Origin of the sequence: Staphylococcus pseudintermedius (assembly GCF_001792775.2) — a bacterium.
GTDB classification, from domain to species: domain Bacteria; phylum Bacillota; class Bacilli; order Staphylococcales; family Staphylococcaceae; genus Staphylococcus; species Staphylococcus pseudintermedius.
The window spans coordinates 14,668-32,725 of the sequence record NZ_MLGE02000021.1 but is presented as its reverse complement, the minus strand read 5'-3'; the positions used below and the strand labels follow the sequence as shown (position 1 = coordinate 32,725).

Below are 18,058 nucleotides of genomic sequence, written 5' to 3'. Positions count from 1 at the left end.
TAAGACCAGACAACATAGAAAAAGCTATCAAGAAAGTTAAGAAAAACAAAGGTGCTCCTGGAATTGACGGCATGAAAGTCAGTGAACTTCATGCTCACTTTGCGCAGTACTTTTCACGGATAACGAAAAAACTGCTTGATGGTTCATACAAACCTCAAGCAGTTCGAAAAGTTCAAATTCCCAAACCAAATGGGAAAATGCGTGTGCTTGGTATTCCTGTCGCTAGAGACAGAGTGATACAACAAGCCATTAGACAAGTGATTGAACCAAGCATCGACCGAACATTTTCAAACCATAGCCATGGTTTCAGACCTCATCGTAGCACAGGAACAGCACTTAAGCAATGTGCTGCCTACTACGAAGAAGGCTATAAAATAGCCGTGGATTGTGATTTGAAACAGTGCTTTGACATGTTAAATCATGATAAGCTCATGTATTTGTTCGAACGCCATGTTCAAGATAAGTCAATTTCCACATTTATCCGTAGAAGTTTACAAGTAGGTGCCATTGACCTATCTGGCGAAGTCGCAGAAAGAAAGATAGGTGCACCACAAGGGGGCGTTATCTCTCCCTTACTATGTAATATCTATCTACATGAACTGGATAAAGAACTCGAAAAGCGTGGACACCGATTTGTACGATATGCCGATGACTTTGTCATCTTCGTACGCACAAAACGAGCAGGCGAACGTGTAATGTCGAGTGTAACGAAATTCATTGAAAAGCAACTGAAGTTGGTGGTCAATGAAGAGAAAAGTAAAGTAGGAGCAGTCACACGTTTAAAGTTCTTGAGTTGTCTAATAACCAAGGTAAATGGGGTTTGTCGTTTCAGACCGACTACGGAAGCAAAAAGAAATTTAATACGCACCTTAAGGAAAATAACGAAACGAAATAGACCTGGTACCTTTAAAGAGATTATCACTGAAATTAACCAAGTGACGCGAGGTTGGATAAATTACTTTGGTAGAGGTTTTATCAGAGTATTTCTTGAAACCACACAATCTTGGTTAAACCGCCGACTTAGACAACTCATTCTTAAACGGTGGAAAAGAGTTAGAACGAAATATAAGATGTTGCGTCAATATGGTCTTGACCACAGAAGTGCAATGAAAATCGCACAGTCTCGCAAGAAATACTGGCGGTTATCGAACACGCACGAGGTTCATCGTGCACTTACAACAAAACAACTCTACAAGTGGGGATTAATACCATTAGCCCAGCTTGCAGAGTTGGCTTACGCAAGATATTGAACCACCGAGTACGGAACCGTACGCTCGGTGGTGTGAGAGGACGAATAGCTAATTAATGGCTATTTTGATACTCGATTCTACTTATATTGACAGATTATCAAAAAAATGATAACGTTTTCATAAAATGTAGGGATTCACTTTAAAAGGGGGGGTTTTGTGAATTTAGATAATATAAGTATGTATTTTAAACTAAATGCACCTGTGGTTATTTACGATTTAGATTTCTTATTAACTCATATTGAAAAATTGAAAAAAGAAGTTCCCAATAAAATTAAAGTGCTATATTCAGTTAAAGCTAATTCGAATTATAAAATATTAAAATTTCTAAATAATAATGAATTTATAAGTGGATTTGAATGTGCTTCAATTCAAGAGTTGAACCTAATCGAAAAGTTAACAAAAAAGCATATTTCAATAACAGGTCCATCATTTAGTTATAATGATATTAAAGATCTCTATGACAATGGTTATATTTATGACTTCAATTCAATAAACCAAATAAAGAATTTGGGAGGGTTTTTATTTGATAAGTCAATTGGAATAAGAATTATGATTGATAAAAGCTCTTTAGAATATAAAAATAACAATTCAAGTAGATTTGGTATTACGGTTAATGAGTTAATGAAAGATGAAAACATCCAATATCTGAATAATAACAACATCAAAATAGAAAGAATACATTTTCATAGTGGTGAAAAGGACTCCAAAGACATAGAAAAAATATTAAATTGCGTAAAATTTATATATGAAACTGAATTAAAAAAAGATATTAAAAGCATAAACTTAGGGGGAGGATGGAAGTTTTTATCAGATAAAAATAGATTAAATAGAGAATTACTAAATATAATAGAAGAAATAGATTGTGATAATTATGATATATTTATTGAGCCTGGGAGCTTAATTATAGATAAATGTGGCTACTTATTAGTGGAAGTTATTGATATAGATAAAAGACAAAATCATCAAAGCGCAGTAGTTAATGTGTCAGCACATAATTTGTTAACGTGGTTTTTAACTTATCCTATTGCAAATAATGGAAATAACTCAAAAAAATATAAAACTGATTTATGGGGGGCATCTTGTTATGAAGAAGATTTTTTTCTGAAAAATCATCAAATGAATGAGATGTTTGTAGGCACAAAAATTTTATTTTATCCATTTGGAGCTTATTTTAAAAATAATTGCAAAAGGCTGCATGACATAGAGTTTCCTACAGAGGTGTATTTTTATGATGGCGAATTTATATAGAGACGTATTAATTAATCAATATAATGAAATGGCAATCCTTGTTAAAATCACCAAGTCATTGGGTATTGAAGTGAGCGAAATGAAATTAAATAAAAATATATACAACAATGAATGTATACTTGACGATTACAGTAATATTATCAGAGAAACATGGATGGCAAAAAAGTTTACTAATAGTAAATCACTTTATAGATCATTGATTCAAAATAGCCACATGGAAGAAGTAAAGTTTAATAATTATGAATACGAAAGGATGGTCAAGTCCAATGGACTAGAGAAATACTATAAATATAACTTTCAGAATATAAAAAGTTTTACAAACTTATATTCGAGTGGAATGGCCGCTATAAGTAATACGGTTATAAGTTTAAAAAGCGCTTTTTCAGGTAAGATAAATGGTTTGATTGATATTGGGTATTTTGAAACAAATAATTTGTTCTATTTATTAAAAAATATGGGTGTTAACTCTTATTTTTGGAGTGAAGATCTTTCAAAAATCAAATGCGATTTTTATTTTTTTGAACCAATAAAATACTCTTTTTTTAAAAACGAAAGTAATTATATTGATAATATAAAGAGCATATCAAAGGATGAATCATATTTATTTGTAATTATTGATATTAGTTTATGTGGAGACAGCTTTGATTTAGAAGGATTTATAAATAAAATTTATGACTTGAAAAAAATAGTTGTAATTATAGTTGAATCATTGCTGAAGTTGTCACAACAAGGTTTTGAAATGACTAATGGCGGACGAGCTTCTTGGTTTTTTAATAAGAATGATCAAGATCTATACGAGTTTTTTGAAAAAACAACTCAAAATTATATACAAGTAACAGGGGCAGGATTATCAGATTTTAATTCTTCTCTTTTAGATAATTCTCTATTTTTGAATAATTATAATTATAGTGAAAGGATACTTGAAAATAACGTTTGTTTTTATAATGAAATAAAAGAATTGCATAATGAAATAATTGAAGAAATTATTTTTGGTGAAGATAAGGTTAATAGTGTTCATTATGGTTTGCCATTTATTTTTGTTAAATTAACAACACCTTCAGAAAAATTTAATAATGCGTTTTTGAATTATTTGAAAAAAGATATGGAAAAATTCTCCTTAAATTTAGATGTGAGAGATAGTTTTGGATTTAGAAACATTTCAGCTCAATATTTTAAAGATGCAAATAGTGGATTGTGTGTGTTTAAAATTGCTATTGGACATTTAAAAGGAGCCAAATATTATTTGCTATTAGATAGTTTTAAAAAAACAAATAATTTGAAGAAAAATGATTTTGTTAAAAAATATGTGGAGTGGGTGAAATGAAAGAAGTTCACAAGTTACTTTTGGGACGAGTGCTAACAAATATTGGAGATAGTATCGTACTCATCTCATTAACGTGGTATGTCGCTGTCACTTATCATAACACGTTATACTTAGGCATCATTGGTGTCATCGTAGGGGTTATTGATGTATTTATGTTCTTTTTAGGGCCCATTTTAGATAGATATAATATTAAAAAAATCTTATGTATTAGTACACTTGCACAAGTTTTTATAGTGATACTGATGTCTTTGTATTTCTTATTAGATCATCATCATTTGCTTATTTTGTACATATTGTTAAGTATGTCTACACTATTTTCGTCTGTGATTTATCCTGCAGAAAGTGTACTTATTCCTAAATTATCTACTGATGCGCGTCAAGTGGTTAAATATAATGCAATATTTCAAATGACATATAAGGGACTAGATGTGGTATTAGATGCTTTAGTTGGGGTTTTACTCAGTATATTTTTGATAGTGAATATCTTTTCGTTTAATGTCATCATATTTGTTGTGGCCTTTTTTGTGTTTAAACTGCTTAGGTTAAATTCAACAACAATTCATCATAAAGACAATATAGAAGCTAGCGACCGAATATTAAGTCGTTATTTAGCAGATTTAAAAGAAGGGATGATCTACGTATCGCGTCCTAAAATATTAAAACTTTTGCTTCCTTTGTCCATTATCAACTTTTCTCTCTCAGCTGTAACGGTAATTTATCCTAAAATAGCTGTGCTTGAAGGAAATGATAGTAAAGTGTTTTCATTGATTTTATTTGTTAATGGTCTAGGGCTCATATTAGGTTACCTAGTAGGACCAAGAATCATTAGATATATCAAGTTTAGCAAATTACTATTTAGCAGCTTTTTCATACTGTTCATTATATGGTTATGCATTTACCTATTCATTAATGTAAGTTATGTTTATATATTACCGATGTTTTTAGTTTCAAATATCATGATTGGAATAATCAACTTAGCTTTTATCAACGCGTTTCAATTATTGCCACCTCAAAATATGCTAGGTCGTGTAGCAACTACAAATGAGACATTACTGAGTATTTTGATACCATTTGGGGCGTTCACTGGTGGGATTTTACCTCAACTTTTTGGTACGATCAATATCAATTTTATTTTAGTGAGTATTGCGTGTTTAGTAATTTCGATTTTTTATGTAATTGATAAAGATATTAAGAAAATGAATGACTTAATGATGACGGGAGATGAGCAGTTGTGAATTATGATGTTATAATAATAGGTGCTGGACCAGCAGGTATTTATTCAAGTATTATTTTGAAGAGAGGTATACCTACCCAGAACGTTGAAGAAAATATTTCTGTTGGAATAATAGAAAAAGGTCTTATAGGTGGATTTACACGATATGCACATATACAAATATCAAAGCAGTGGTCATTTTCAGGATCTAATTTAATCAGTAATTTATATAACGAAGCTAAAAATTTAAATGTACATTTTCATTCAAATGAAGAAGTAACTAATATTGAAAAAATATGTAATGATAAATTTTTAATAAAAACCAACTCGAAAATTTTTACTGCTAGATTTGTAATATTAGCTAATGGAATCTTTAGTACACCGGAGAGCTTAAATAGCAATAAAGTATTAATAGGACTTCACAATGCGAAATTTATGATAGAGGATATCAAAGAAAAAGGATGGAAGAAAATAATACTATATGGTAGTTATAAAAAATCACTCAAAGATTTGAAAAAAGAATTGGAAGAATACAAGTATTTAGAAAAAATTAAGATAATTGTTGAACCTTTAGGAAGTTATGAGAAAAAGTTTTTAGATTTATCCATACCAAATGAAATGATGAGTAATTTTGATGGTATTGTTATTGATTATAATTCTTATAAAATTTTAAATTCTTCTACTCCTAAAATAAATATCCCTGAATTAAAAGAGGATTTAGGATTTATATATACCAATGAATTCTGTGAAACTAATATAAGTGGTTTATACGCCGTTGGAACTAATTCAAACATAATAACAGGTATTCCAATATGTTTGTCTACTGCTCAAATTGCATCGTTAGACATAGGAAGAAAAATAAATAAAGTTATTATTTCTGAACCCACAGGAAGGTTTCCATGGTTTCCTAGGGAAGCGGATTGGAACAATTCCTGGCTGAATATTTTAAAAAAACAAAGAAAATAGACAATTCAGTTTATTTATGTTATATTCAAAGTGAAGGAGGGTGGTTTAAATGATAAATATTAATCCAAGAGAACTTTCAATGGAAAATATGGAAATTGACTTAAGTATTATTAATGAAGAGCTTTCCCCAGAAGAAGTATCAGAATCAGGATTGGAATTGCCTAAGTTAGAGGTAGTGGACAAAGTATACTAAGATGTACTTTATCTATTTGAATCTGGGACTAACCCCAAAATTTGTTGGAGTCTAGGATATAGATATGATTTCTAGATTCCTTTTGTAAATGGCAGTTATAAAATGTAGGAAAATAGCGGAATGAAAGTGCTGTTTTTCCTGCATTTTTTAGTGCGCTCGGCATGGGTGACATCTTGACGGTGAAAGTCTGTTACAGGCTTGGTAGTAGGAACTGTTAGCGAAAAACAAGGGTGTCTATTGACAAGTGGAATCTGAAGGAAGTCGGACTCAAACAATCGCACTGAGATATAAAATTAAAGAAGACAAAAAGTTTGATTGGTAATAGCGATAGATCGTTGTATAAAAAATCTCTCATGTATAGGACTAACGACATTGCGTTTTTCAACCCTTTATACATAAAATTAACGAGTCTAGGCATATTGTTGTCCTAGACTCGTTTCCTTATTGATATATCTATTTTTCATTCACTTTCATAATGACTGGTAAAATCATTGGTTTACGTGCTGTTTTCTCAAATAAGTACGGTTGTAATGTTTCGATAATAGATGATTTCACTTGATGCCACTGAATGTTTTCGTTGTTATTCAATTTATAGATGACATCTTGCTTAATTTTCTTTTGGGCGTCGTAAATCAATTGACCAGATTCTCGCATGTAGACAAAGCCACGTGAAATAATGTCTGGACCTGATAACAGTTGGTTTTTGTTGAAGTCAATGCTAACCACGACAATGACTAATCCTTCTTCAGACAATAACTTACGGTCGCGAATGACAACATTCCCAATATCACCAATACCACTACCATCGACTAATACATTACCTGATGGGATACGGCCTGCTGTACGTGCACTGTCTCGTGTCAACGCAAGAACGTCACCGATATCATGGATGAAGACATTTTCTTCTGGTACTCCACAGTCCACACCTGTTTGACCGTGTGCAACGAGCATACGATATTCACCGTGGATTGGTAAGAAATATTTCGGTCTAATTAAGCGTAACATCAACTGTTGATCACCTTGAGAGCCGTGACCAGACGTATGGATGTTTGAAATCTTACTATGAATGACTTCAGCGCCAGCTTGATACAAGGCATTGATCGTGCGGTTAATGCTTTTCGTATTACCTGGAATAGGTGACGAACTGAATACAACCGTGTCTTCAGGAATGATTTTAATCTGCTTATGTGTACCATTTGCGATACGTGATAACGCCGCCATCGGTTCACCTTGCGAGCCTGTACATAAAATTAATAATTCATGCTTTGGAATGCTATTAATTTTGTTTGGCTCAACAAATGTTTCAGGGGGTGCTTTAATATACCCTAACTCTGTTCCGATTTTGATATTATTTTCCATCGAACGTCCAAACGTCACGATTTTACGGTTGTATTTAACTGCGGCTTCGACGGCTTGTTGCACACGATAAATGTTTGACGCGAAAGTCGCAAAAATAATACGTCCTGTACAATTACGGAAAATTTTATCTACGTTTTGACCGACTTCACGTTCACTTAGTGTAAAGTCTGGTACGAGTGAATTGGTAGAGTCAGAAAGTAAACAGAGTACACCTTCATCACCGAGTTGCGCCATTTTACCAATATTGGCTGGTGCGCCGACGGGTGTGAAGTCAAACTTAAAGTCACCAGTATGCACGATTTTACCTTCAGGCGTATCGACAATAACACCGTATGTTTCAGGAATACTATGTGTTGTCAAATAAAAACTCACTTTAAAATGTTTTGAATCAATGACAGTATCTTCATCAATTTCAATCAATTCAGCTTGGCGTAATAAATGATGTTCTTCTAATTTATTACGAATTAAACCGAGTGCGAGTGGACCGCTGTAAATTGGTACATTAATCTTTTTGAGCAGGTAGGGCACACCACCGATATGATCCTCGTGACCATGTGTGATAATTAAGCCTACAATTCTATCTTGGTTTTGTTCAAGATACGTGTAGTCAGGTATGACATAGTCGATACCGAGTAAATTATCATCGGGGAATTTGATTCCTGCGTCAATGATTACAATTTCATCTTTATACTCGATGGCGTAAGTGTTTTTACCAATTTCACCTAAACCACCTAATGCGTATACGCCAACTTCATTTTTTTGAAGTTGTTTCATTATTGCGCGCGCTCCACATTAAAACGTTCGGATTGTTGTTCATACTCTAAATGTGCGCCCTCTAATTTAGTTATGAATTCAATATTATAGTTGCGTTCTTTCAAATAACGACGAACTTGTTCTTCAGATTGTGCTTCAACATAAATGCTTTGTGTATTTTCACGTACGATGACTTCATCGCGATTATGTTGATAAAAAACTTTAAAAATTGACATATATTTTCCTCCTAAGTTGAATCACTTATCTTTAATTGATGGATATGCTTGAACAATTGAAATGAACAGTGAAAATAAAAAACATGAATCGAATATGCATCTCTAGGAATGTCTACATCATTCAATTCACCAGTCACTCACAGCTCATTTTCAATATGTATAGCGGTTATTAAATTTCCGTTCTCGTTTGAGTGTATGGCGATGTGCGCATACAGCCCAGTTGGTTTTATTTTACATGATGTTATCGAATAAATAAAGCGGAATGTGATAAACTAGAGAGTATCTTATAATTAAATGAATGGAATCTCATTTAAAATTCCCCGAAATAGGTGATGAAGATGAAAAGTGCGAGTCAATTACTAGAAGAAGTTAAAAACGAACGGAACCGGGAAGATAAGTTTTTGTGTGAAATTCAATTTGAAGTAAGACGTAATGAAGTAACGATGTTTTTTGAGTATGAAGAAGTTCAAATGGCGACGCAAGAAGCACATTATTTCAGAAAACACAATCATGACCCTGAATTTTTGGATATTGAAACATTTGAAACACTTAAAAAGGCATTGGAAGAAGAGGGGATTCGTTATAAACAACGTAGAGACATGTTTATGTAACGTATCGGATGAGTCGAAATAGCATCACAACGAATCAAACAGCGGCGAAGGATTGACTTTACCGCTCTTTTTTTATCCTACAACATTGTGCAAATGAAAATAGGAATGGGACTGGGATATTACATTTTCCCAATCCCTATATACATATGGCGTTGCACCATTAAAGATGATAAAACGACCGAAAAATAAAGGCAAATTAGATGAAAATGGATGCTCTTGTTTTCATGATTTCATAAACTTGCCTCAGTTCCACTGTATTTCATATAAGGTTACCCAGAAGACTGAGGCACCTGAGGAAATGCGTGCATACTGCTAACAGTTACTTCTTTACATTAAAAGTGGTTGCTGTTTATCGCAGCAGCTATCTGATTTCTCAATGTACACGCTTATGCGAAGTCGAGTCAGCCGCGAGGGGGCAGTACGACGAAATCTTTGCTACACATGAGATTTCTGTACTGTTCCCAAAATCCACTAAGTCCTCACTAAATGTAATAGTTTAATCAAGCGTTAGTAAGTTGAAGGGCCAGCCCCTATAAACGCGAGGCTATGATGGCAACCCAATTCTTATATTCCATCCGCTACCTTTTTAATCGTTTTAAATAGTTTGTTATTCTTAAACTTCCATCGCACCATTTTTAGGTTGCAATGGATGTTCTTGGTCGATATGATCATAAAACAGTACGCCGTTAAGATGGTCCAATTCATGTTGTACTACAATCGCTGGATAACCTTTCAAGCGTAAGTTGATCTCATTGCCATCAATATCATAACCTTTAAGTTTGATACGGTAATGGCGATGAACAAGGCCTGGAACATCTTCGTCCACGCTCAAGCAACCTTCACCTGTTGGCAAATACGCATCTTGAACACTATGACTCACAATTTTTGGGTTTACAATCGCAAAATCATATGAATGTCCTTCACCATCATCAGGTAAATAAACCGCAAACATGCGTTTCGGTACATTAATTTGAGGTGCTGCTAATCCAACCCCACTACGTAATTGATATTTTTCAGCAATTTCTGGGTCTTGACTATTTTTTAAAAAAGTTTGCATATCTAATAAAGTTTGTCGTTCTTCTTCAGTTAATGGGAACTCCACTTCTTTTGCTCTTTGGCGAAGTGTAGGATGTCCATCTCTAATAATATCTTTCATTGTTAACATTTTTGACACCTTCCTTATTTAATAATATATCAAAAAAATTCCATAAAGTGATAGTCGAAAACTTTCAAAATTAAAATCGTATATAGATGTATTTTTTAACTTCTGCATTTAATACGTATTATAAAGGGAACATTGTGCGTATGTCCTTGAAAAATGTGTAAAAGAACGAAAAATGTACGAATCAATATTTGAATTATAACGTTATTTTCATTAATATTACGAGTGACAGATAAGGAGGTCTCCAGAATGAAATTTCATAAAACAATTGGAGTAGCAGTTGCAACAACATTTTTATTGGCAGCTTGTAGCAAAGATGGTGAACATATTGAAAAGTACAATGACGGACTTGAAAATATGCAAAAAGCTGAAGCACCGATTCAAGAAGTTAATAAAGAAATGAATAAACTTGAGAAAGAAAAAGAAAAGCTATCAAAAGAAATTAGTGGTAAAAACATTGCTGAAGTCCAAGATAAAGTGGATCAAGTACTCGATAATGCGAAAAAGCGTGAAAAGCAATTAAAAAAAGAAGTTGAAGCGATGAATCATTCTAAAAAAGCTTTCGAAAAGGCAAAAGCAGAGTCGAACAAAATTGAAGATGAAGATGATAAAAAAGAGTTTGATGAATTGAACAAAGCCATTGAAGAAAAAAATAAAAAACACGATGCTTTCGTTAAAGGCTATCAAGATGTCATCAACAAAGAAAAAGATTTGTTCAGTTATTTTAAAGAAGATTCAGGTTCACAAGAGGAAGTCGACAAACGTTCTAAAGCGTTATCTGATGTTCAAAAAAATATGCAGAAAAAAGTAGAGGACTATACAAAAGCAATTCGTAAAGTACAAACAGAAAAGCAAGACGTTGATGAAATCGCTAACAAATAACTATAACAGTTTGAAAGGATTGGTATAACAGTTGCTTCTACTGTTGTGTTATCAAGTGTTACAGAACTTTAGGAAAACTGTTTAACAGTTCGTATATTTTGTGTTACACTAGAGTAAGTCGAATGTTATTTATTTTATATACGGGAAAGGTATGGTGAATTGCATGGTTACTAAGTTAAACAACCAGTTCGATGCTGAAAAAGTATTGAAAGATACTGAGGCAAAATTTGAAATGGTTCAAATCTTAGATGCAGATGGAAATGTAACAAATGAAGATTTACTTCCGGACTTATCGGATGAGCAGTTAGTAGAATTAATGAGAAGAATGGTTTGGACACGTATTTTAGACCAACGTTCAATCTCATTAAATAGACAAGGACGTTTAGGTTTCTATGCACCAACTGCTGGTCAAGAAGCATCACAACTTGCTTCACAATTCGCATTAGAGCAAGAAGACTTTATTCTTCCTGGTTACCGTGATGTACCACAATTAATTTGGCATGGCTTACCATTAACAAAAGCTTTCTTATTCTCACGTGGTCACTTCGTAGGGAACCAAATGCCTGAAGGTGTGAACGCGTTAAGTCCACAAATCATTATCGGTGCGCAATACATCCAAACAGCTGGTGTTGCATTAGGACTTAAAAAACGCGGTAAAAAAGCAGTTGCGATTACGTATACAGGAGACGGTGGTTCTTCACAAGGTGATTTCTATGAAGGTATCAACTTTGCTTCAGCGTACAAAGTGCCTGCAATTTTCGTGATTCAAAATAACAATTACGCGATTTCAACACCGCGTGATAAACAAACTGCAGCGCAAACATTGGCTCAAAAAGCGATTGCAGTAGGTATCCCTGGTATTCAAGTTGACGGTATGGATGCATTAGCAGTATACCAAGCAACGAAAGAAGCTCGCGACCGTGCTATCAATGGTGAAGGTCCAACATTAATCGAGACAATGACATATCGTTATGGTCCGCATACAATGGCTGGGGACGACCCAACGAAATACAGAACATCTGATGAAGATTCAGAGTGGGAGAAAAAAGATCCACTTGTTCGCTTCAGAAAATTCTTAGAAAACAAAGGCTTATGGTCTGAAGAAAAAGAAAATGAAGTGATTGAACAAGCTAAAAATGAAATCAAAGCTGCGATCAAAGAGGCTGACAGCACTGAAAAACAAACAGTGACTTCATTAATGGAAATCATGTATGAAGAGATGCCTGCAAACTTAAAAGAACAATATGAAATCTACAAAGAGAAGGAGTCGAAATAGGCCATGGCACAAATGACAATGGTTCAAGCGATTAACAACGCGCTAGCAACTGAACTTAAAAATGACGAAAACACTTTGTTATTTGGTGAAGACGTTGGTGTAAACGGTGGTGTATTCCGTGTAACTGAGGGCTTGCAAAAAGAATTCGGTGAAGACCGTGTATTTGACACGCCTTTAGCTGAATCTGGTATCGGTGGTTTAGCGTTAGGTCTTTCAACTCAAGGATACCGTCCAATTATGGAAGTCCAATTCTTAGGTTTCGTATTTGAAGTGTTCGATTCTGTTGCAGGACAAATCGCACGTCATCGTTTCCGTTCAGGTAACTCAAAAGTAGCTCCAGTTACAGTTCGTGCGCCATTCGGTGGTGGTGTACATACACCAGAACTGCACGCTGATAACTTAGAAGGTATTTTAGCGCAATCACCAGGTTTAAAAGTGGTGATTCCATCAGGTCCATACGATGCAAAAGGTTTATTAATCGAAAGTATCCGTAGCAATGACCCAGTCGTATATTTAGAGCACATGAAATTATACCGTTCATTCCGTGAAGAAGTACCTGAAGAAGAGTACACAATCGAAATTGGTAAAGCGAATGTTAAACGTGAAGGTACTGACTTAACAATCATCACTTATGGTGCAATGGTTCAAGAGTCAATGAAGGCTGCTGAAGAACTTGAAAAAGATGGCCATTCTGTTGAAGTGATTGACTTACGTACAGTTCAACCATTAGACGTTGACACACTTGTAAAATCAGTTGAAAAAACAGGCCGTGTTATTGTTGTTCAAGAAGCACAAAAACAAGCAGGTGTAGGTGCAAATGTTGTCGCTGAATTATCAGAACGTGCAATTCTTTCATTAGAAGCACCGATCGGCCGTGTTGCAGCGCCAGATACAATTTATCCATTTACACAAGCTGAAAACGTTTGGTTACCAAACAAAACTGACATCGTTGAACAAGCGAAGAAAACTTTAGAATTTTAATGTGTAATTTTTGAGAAGAGTGGAAAAGAGGACTGTGACATCAGTTTTCTGTCCCACGCCCTTGCATATGGAGAATGAAATGATTTTTCGTTTCTTCTCCTATATGTGTGTAAACAAAGTATTATTTATAATTTAATTATTTAGGAGGAAAGAACGTGGCATTTGAATTTAGATTACCCGATATTGGTGAAGGTATCCACGAAGGTGAAATCGTAAAGTGGTTCGTTAAAGCTGGAGACACTATTGAAGAAGATGACGTACTATGTGAAGTACAAAATGATAAATCAGTTGTAGAAATCCCATCACCTGTAAGTGGTACAGTACTTGAAGTGTTAGTTGAAGAAGGTACTGTAGCTGTTGTAGGTGACATCATTGTTAAAATAGATGCACCTGACGCTGAAGAAATGGAGTTCAAAGGCGGACATAGTAATGATGCGCCTGCAAAAGCTGAAGAAGCTAAAGAAGAAGCACCTCAAGAAGAAGCGGCACCAGCTGCTCAAGAAGCTGTAGAAGTGGATGAAAACAGACAAGTAAAAGCAATGCCATCAGTGCGTAAATATGCACGTGACAATAATGTGAACATTAAAGCTGTTAATGGTACAGGTAAAAATGGTAGAATTACTAAAGAAGATGTAGATGCATACTTAAATGGTGGCGAACAAGCAGCGACAGCTCAAGATACTGCATCAGCTGAATCTTCAGAAGCATCAACTGAACCAGCAGCATCAGCACCAGCAGTTTCAACTGAAGGTGAATTCCCTGAAACAACTGAGAAAATCTCTGCAATGCGTAAAGCAATCGCAAAAGCAATGGTGAACTCTAAGCATACTGCACCTCACGTAACATTAATGGACGAAATTGATGTTCAAGAGTTATGGGATCACCGTAAGAAATTCAAAGAAATTGCAGCTGAACAAGGTACTAAATTAACATTCTTACCTTATGTTGTTAAAGCTTTAGTATCAGCATTGAAAAAATACCCAGCACTTAACACTTCATTTAACGAAGAAGCTGGCGAAGTTGTACAAAAACATTACTGGAACATTGGTATCGCAGCAGACACTGACAGAGGTCTTTTAGTACCTGTTGTTAAACATGCTGACCGTAAATCAATCTTCCAAATCTCAGATGAAATTAACGAACTTGCTGTCAAAGCTCGTGACGGTAAATTAACATCTGACGAAATGAAAGGTGCAACATGTACAATTAGTAACATCGGTTCTGCAGGTGGCCAATGGTTCACACCAGTTATCAACCACCCAGAAGTTGCAATCTTAGGTATTGGTCGAATCGCTCAAAAACCAATCGTTAAAGATGGCGAAATCGTTGCAGCACCTGTGTTAGCATTATCACTAAGCTTTGACCACAGACAAATTGATGGTGCAACTGGTCAAAACGCAATGAACCACATCAAACGTTTATTAAACAATCCAGAACTATTATTAATGGAGGGGTAAAATATGGTAGTCGGAGATTTTCCAATTGAAACAGATACTATTGTCATTGGGGCAGGTCCTGGTGGCTATGTTGCAGCAATCCGTGCAGCACAGTTAGGTCAAAAAGTAACGATCGTTGAAAAAGGCAATTTAGGTGGCGTATGCTTAAACGTAGGTTGTATTCCTTCAAAAGCATTGTTAAACGTATCTCACCGTTTCGAACAAGCGCAACATGGTGCGGATTTAGGTATCACAGCTGAGAATGTATCTTTAGATTTCGATAAAGTACAATCTTTTAAAGGTTCAGTTGTTAGCAAATTAACTGGCGGTGTTGAATCATTATTAAAAGGAAACAAAGTTGAAATCGTTCGCGGTGAAGCTTACTTCGTTGATGAACACAGCTTACGTGTAATGGACGATAAGAGCGCACAAACTTACAACTTCAAAAATGCTATCGTAGCAACAGGTTCACGTCCAATTCAAATTCCTAACTTCGAATTTGGTGGTCGTATCCTTGACTCTACTGGTGCGTTAAACTTACAAGAAGTGCCTAAAAAATTAGTTGTCGTTGGTGGCGGCTACATCGGTTCAGAATTAGGTACTGCCTATGCTAACTTCGGTACTGAAGTGACAATTCTTGAAGGTGCAAAAGAAATCCTTGGTGGTTTCGAAAAACAAATGGTTGCACCAGTTAAAAAAGAAATGAAAGCAAAAGGCATGATCATCGAAACAGAAGCTTTAGCTAAATCAGCTGAAGAAACTGATAATGGTGTTAAAGTGACTTACGAAGTTAAAGGTGAAGAAAAAACAATCGAAGCTGACTACGTATTAGTAACTGTAGGTCGTCGTCCAAACACTGACGAACTTGGTTTAGAAGAAGTTGGCGTGAAATTAACTGACCGCGGTTTAGTTGAAGTTGACAAACAAAGCCGTACATCTGTTGACAGTATCTATGCAATTGGTGATATCGTTCCAGGCTTACCACTCGCACACAAAGCAAGCTACGAAGCTAAAGTAGCAGCTGAAGCGATTGCAGGACAAAATTCAGAAGTGGATTACATCGGTATGCCTGCAGTATGTTTCACTGAGCCAGAATTAGCACAAGTAGGTTATACTGAAGCACAAGCGAAAGAAGAAGGTCTTGATATCAAAGCTTCTAAATTCCCTTACCAAGCAAACGGCCGTGCATTATCATTAAATGATACAAACGGTTTCGTTAAACTTGTGACGCTTAAAGAAGATGACACGCTTATTGGTGCACAAGTTGTGGGTACAAACGCTTCAGACGTTATCGCTGAACTTGGTTTAGCAATTGAAGCGGGTATGAATGCTGAAGATATCGCTTTAACAGTTCATGCTCACCCAACATTAGGTGAAATGAGCATGGAAGCTGCTGAAAAAGCTTTAGGTTTACCAATTCACACAATGTAATAATAGTTGAATAGATAAGGGGCTGTGCAGAATTGTGCAGTCTCTTTTTTATTTAATAGAATTTGTTGTTTGGTTATGGGTTACTTAAATAAATTTGTTTGCTCGCTTTTTCAAAACATTTTATATACATGTTTGAATTAAACATGCTTTGTTTGAACACGCATATACACAACAACATGATATAAAGCGAATAGAAGCGCAATGGGGTTGGTATACCAGGTTTTCCCAGTCCCAATCCTATTGATGGATTTGTAGCCATTATTGATGACAGAACAGACATAAAACGAGAATGAATTGGATATAAAACATAGATGCTATTGATTTACTTGATGACATAAACTCTCCATCATCTTCCGCTTTATTTGTTGTAAGGTTGCCCAGAATGCTGACCCTCTTGATAGAATGCGTGCATACTGCTAACAACCACTTCTTTACTTTAATAGTGATTACTATTTATTGCAGTTGCTGTCAGACTTCTCAAGGCACTCGCTTTTGAGAAGTCGAGTCATCCTTACGGGTGCAGTACGACGAAATCTTTGTTGAACATGAGATTTCTGTACTGATCCCAAGATTCACTAACGCCGCAACAAATGTAACCGTTTAATCAAACTTTAGCGAGTTAAAGGGACAGCACCTTGGAAAGGGAAGCATAAAGGTAATCAAAAATATAAATAGCAAGAAGAGGGCAAGTTAGACAAAATAATGTATCAATAGTATCATTATTTTTATTTTCCCTACCCAAGCACTTTAAAACTGGCACAAAATGATTTATAGTCAACATAAAAATTCAATCATAAAGGAGTGAAATGATGGAATACACATATCCGATAGATGTCGATTGGTCTCAAGAAGAAATGGTGGCTGTCGTCTCATTTTTTAACGCCATCGAATCGTATTACGAAAGCCAAATTGAACGTGACACACTCATGACACGATACCGAGAATTTAAACAAGTTGTCCCAGGCAAAGCAGACGAAAAAAATCTCTTCAATGATTTTAAAAAGCAGAGTGGCTACGACAGTTATCAAGTCATTCAAGAAGCGAAACAACATCCTGATCAAAAAACTTTAAAGAACAGCTAAAAAGGTATTGTAATTTAGTGCGCGATTTGTTATTTTTATTAAGCATTAAACAAAATGTTTAGTAAAAGTAAACAAGTCGCTTTTTTTGAGTGGAGGGACTCTATGGAGATTGGACAAAAGATAAAAAATTTAAGACGTTTAAAAAACTTAACGCAAGAGGAACTTGGAGAACGCACGGATCTATCTAAAGGTTATATTTCTCAAATAGAAAGTAATAAAACGTCACCCAATATGGAAACTTTTTTAAATATTTTAGAGGTGCTTGGAACGTCACCACGCGATTTTTTTGATGACAAACAAGTAGCGAAAGTGCATTATCCGAAAAGTGAACAGTTAAGTTATTGTGAAGATGAAAAGGGATATTATTTGCAGTGGCCTGTGAAGCGTTCAAATGAGTTTGATATGGAGCCATTATTGCTCACATTAGAACCACACGCATCATATAAAGATTTTCAGCCCTCAACATCAGATACTTTCGTCTATTGTTTAGAAGGGGCAGTGACTTTAACTTTAGGGGAGCAACAATATACTGCAGAAAAGGGAGATGCATTATATTTTAAAGCGCTGGCTACTCATCGTTTATCGAATACAAGTCAAGTGAGTGCGAAATTGATGATTGTTGCAACGTCATCGTATTTATAGGAGGTTTTAAAGA

General features: G+C 35.0%; 17 protein-coding genes. 14 read left to right on the top strand and 3 right to left on the bottom strand.

Going from position 1 to position 18,058, the window contains the following annotated elements; translation table 11 throughout:
- From ltrA to BJK46_RS12230, 6 genes are all read left to right on the top strand, one after another.
- Positions 1 to 1,250, top strand: a 1,250-nt coding sequence (gene ltrA, locus BJK46_RS11455; protein ID WP_112424795.1) for a group II intron reverse transcriptase/maturase, incomplete at its 5' end; no start/stop codon positions are given.
- A gap of 156 nt (positions 1,251 to 1,406) precedes the next feature.
- Entirely contained in the window at positions 1,407 to 2,498 is a 1,092-nt protein-coding gene (locus BJK46_RS11450) for a type III PLP-dependent enzyme domain-containing protein (RefSeq protein ID WP_037543326.1), read from the top strand.
- The gene (locus tag BJK46_RS11445; protein WP_129923939.1) at positions 2,482 to 3,822 is read left to right on the top strand and encodes an alkaline phosphatase family protein; all 1,341 of its coding nucleotides are present in this window, start codon (positions 2,482 to 2,484) and stop codon (positions 3,820 to 3,822) included. Before BJK46_RS11450 ends, BJK46_RS11445 begins: the two co-directional genes overlap by 17 nt.
- Complete coding sequence (locus BJK46_RS11440) at positions 3,819 to 5,057, top strand: MFS transporter (protein ID WP_037543320.1); 1,239 nt, start codon at positions 3,819 to 3,821, stop codon at positions 5,055 to 5,057. Before BJK46_RS11445 ends, BJK46_RS11440 begins: the two co-directional genes overlap by 4 nt.
- Positions 5,054 to 6,001: an NAD(P)/FAD-dependent oxidoreductase gene (locus BJK46_RS11435; protein ID WP_037543317.1), complete on the top strand. Its 948-nt coding sequence runs from the start codon at positions 5,054 to 5,056 to the stop codon at positions 5,999 to 6,001. Before BJK46_RS11440 ends, BJK46_RS11435 begins: the two co-directional genes overlap by 4 nt.
- Before the next feature lie 49 nt (positions 6,002 to 6,050).
- Positions 6,051 to 6,194: a hypothetical protein gene (locus BJK46_RS12230; RefSeq protein WP_157929437.1), complete on the top strand. Its 144-nt coding sequence runs from the start codon at positions 6,051 to 6,053 to the stop codon at positions 6,192 to 6,194.
- 453 nt (positions 6,195 to 6,647) lie between these two features.
- On the opposite strand, the gene rnjA is transcribed toward BJK46_RS12230, so the two are convergent.
- Together rnjA and BJK46_RS11425 are read right to left on the bottom strand one after the other, a co-directional pair.
- A complete protein-coding gene (gene rnjA, locus BJK46_RS11430) occupies positions 6,648 to 8,327 on the bottom strand; it encodes a ribonuclease J1 (protein ID WP_014614255.1) in 1,680 nt (559 codons plus the stop codon).
- Positions 8,327 to 8,542, bottom strand: coding sequence for a DNA-dependent RNA polymerase subunit epsilon (locus BJK46_RS11425; protein WP_014614254.1), 216 nt, complete (start codon positions 8,540 to 8,542; stop codon positions 8,327 to 8,329). Before BJK46_RS11425 ends, rnjA begins: the two co-directional genes overlap by 1 nt.
- 332 nt (positions 8,543 to 8,874) lie before the next feature.
- On the opposite strand from BJK46_RS11425, the gene BJK46_RS11420 reads away from it, so the two are divergent.
- On the top strand, positions 8,875 to 9,153 hold the full coding sequence (locus tag BJK46_RS11420; protein ID WP_233510002.1) for a hypothetical protein: 279 nt from the start codon (positions 8,875 to 8,877) through the stop codon (positions 9,151 to 9,153).
- 613 nt (positions 9,154 to 9,766) lie between these two features.
- Here BJK46_RS11420 and def read toward each other — a convergent pair.
- Complete coding sequence (gene def / locus BJK46_RS11415; protein WP_014614251.1) at positions 9,767 to 10,318, bottom strand: peptide deformylase; 552 nt, start codon at positions 10,316 to 10,318, stop codon at positions 9,767 to 9,769.
- A gap of 246 nt (positions 10,319 to 10,564) precedes the next feature.
- Between def and BJK46_RS11410 the strand changes: the two genes are divergently transcribed.
- The 7 genes from BJK46_RS11410 to BJK46_RS11380 all read left to right on the top strand — a co-directional run bounded on the left by BJK46_RS11410 (position 10,565) and on the right by BJK46_RS11380 (position 18,045).
- A complete protein-coding gene (locus BJK46_RS11410; protein ID WP_015728956.1) occupies positions 10,565 to 11,197 on the top strand; it encodes a YkyA family protein in 633 nt (210 codons plus the stop codon).
- A 163-nt stretch (positions 11,198 to 11,360) separates the two neighbouring features.
- Positions 11,361 to 12,473 (top strand): pyruvate dehydrogenase (acetyl-transferring) E1 component subunit alpha, encoded by a 1,113-nt coding sequence (pdhA, locus tag BJK46_RS11405; RefSeq protein ID WP_014614249.1) that lies wholly within the window; start codon positions 11,361 to 11,363, stop codon positions 12,471 to 12,473.
- Between the two features lie 3 nt (positions 12,474 to 12,476).
- Positions 12,477 to 13,454, top strand: coding sequence for an alpha-ketoacid dehydrogenase subunit beta (locus tag BJK46_RS11400; protein WP_014614248.1), 978 nt, complete (start codon positions 12,477 to 12,479; stop codon positions 13,452 to 13,454).
- A 155-nt stretch (positions 13,455 to 13,609) separates the two neighbouring features.
- Positions 13,610 to 14,911 carry a dihydrolipoamide acetyltransferase family protein gene (locus BJK46_RS11395; RefSeq protein ID WP_101485376.1) on the top strand — a complete coding sequence of 434 codons (1,302 nt, stop codon included), beginning with the start codon at positions 13,610 to 13,612 and terminating at the stop codon, positions 14,909 to 14,911.
- A 3-nt stretch (positions 14,912 to 14,914) separates the two neighbouring features.
- Complete coding sequence (gene lpdA / locus BJK46_RS11390; RefSeq protein WP_014614246.1) at positions 14,915 to 16,321, top strand: dihydrolipoyl dehydrogenase; 1,407 nt, start codon at positions 14,915 to 14,917, stop codon at positions 16,319 to 16,321.
- 809 nt (positions 16,322 to 17,130) lie between these two features.
- Complete coding sequence (locus tag BJK46_RS11385) at positions 17,131 to 17,403, top strand: UPF0223 family protein (RefSeq protein ID WP_014614245.1); 273 nt, start codon at positions 17,131 to 17,133, stop codon at positions 17,401 to 17,403.
- Positions 17,404 to 17,505: 102 nt separating this feature from the next.
- Positions 17,506 to 18,045: a helix-turn-helix domain-containing protein gene (locus BJK46_RS11380; RefSeq protein ID WP_015728957.1), complete on the top strand. Its 540-nt coding sequence runs from the start codon at positions 17,506 to 17,508 to the stop codon at positions 18,043 to 18,045.
- Positions 18,046 to 18,058: the final 13 nt, after the last annotated feature.